This is a genomic window from Curvibacter sp. GW821-FHT09D12 (assembly GCF_059416245.1).
The window spans coordinates 1-1196 of sequence record NZ_JBWKOU010000055.1 but is presented as its reverse complement, the minus strand read 5'-3'; the positions used below and the strand labels follow the sequence as shown (position 1 = coordinate 1196).

The window sequence follows — 1196 nt, the reverse complement described above, 5'->3', positions numbered from 1 at the left end:
AATTACTCGATGATGGTCGCAACCACGCCGGCGCCCACAGTCTTGCCACCTTCACGGATGGCGAAACGCAGACCTTCTTCCATGGCGATGGGGTTGATCAGCTTCACAGTGATCGACACGTTGTCGCCAGGCATGACCATTTCCTTGTCCTTCGGCAGTTCGATGGCACCCGTCACGTCGGTCGTGCGGAAGTAGAACTGAGGACGGTAGTTGTTGAAGAACGGAGTGTGACGGCCGCCTTCGTCCTTCGACAGAACGTAGATTTCTGCGGTGAAGTGGGTGTGCGGCTTGACGCTGCCCGGCTTGCACAGCACTTGGCCGCGCTCGACGTCTTCACGCTTGGTACCACGCAGCAAGATGCCGACGTTGTCACCAGCCTGACCTTGATCCAGCAGCTTGCGGAACATTTCCACGCCAGTGCAGGTGGTCTTGACGGTGGGCTTGATACCCACGATTTCGATTTCTTCGCCGACCTTGATGATGCCGCGCTCAACACGACCGGTCACCACAGTGCCACGACCCGAGATCGAGAACACGTCTTCCACAGGCATCAGGAAGGCACCATCCACAGCGCGCTCAGGCGTGGGGATGTAGGTGTCCAGAGCTTCAGCCAGCTTCATGATGGCTTGCTCGCCCAACTCGCCCTTGTCGCCATCCAGCGCCAGACGTGCCGAACCCTTGATGATCGGGGTGTCGTCGCCAGGGAATTCGTACTTGGAAAGCAGCTCGCGCACTTCCATTTCCACCAGTTCCAGCAGTTCAGCGTCGTCCACCAGATCAGCCTTGTTCAGGAAGACGATGATGTAAGGAACGCCCACCTGGCGGGACAGCAGGATGTGTTCACGGGTTTGGGGCATCGGGCCGTCAGCGGCCGAGCACACCAAAATAGCGCCGTCCATCTGAGCAGCGCCAGTGATCATGTTCTTCACATAGTCAGCGTGGCCAGGGCAGTCCACGTGAGCGTAGTGGCGGTTGGCGGTTTCGTATTCAACGTGGGCCGTGTTGATGGTAATGCCGCGGGCCTTTTCTTCGGGCGCTGCGTCGATCTGGTCGTAAGCCTTGGCTTCGCCGCCGAACTTGGCTGCCAGAACGGTTGCGATCGCAGCCGTCAGGGTGGTCTTGCCGTGGTCAACGTGACCGATGGTGCCGACGTTCACGTGCGGCTTGGTACGTTCAAACTTGCCTTTTGCCATTTT

At 58.8% G+C, this 1196-nt stretch carries 1 protein-coding gene; it reads right to left on the bottom strand.

The annotated features are described in order from the left end of the window. Nucleotides 1-2: 2 nt before the first annotated feature. Nucleotides 3-1193, bottom strand: coding sequence for an elongation factor Tu (tuf, locus tag AC07PT_RS30405; RefSeq protein WP_019577995.1), 1191 nt, complete (start codon nt 1191-1193; stop codon nt 3-5). Nucleotides 1194-1196: the final 3 nt, after the last annotated feature.

Bases quoted from the DNA above. Each gene is read 5' to 3' on its own strand.
- tuf (WP_019577995.1), bottom strand. From the start codon at position 1,193: ATGGCAAAAGGCAAGTTTGAACGTACCAAGCCGCACGTGAACGTCGGC.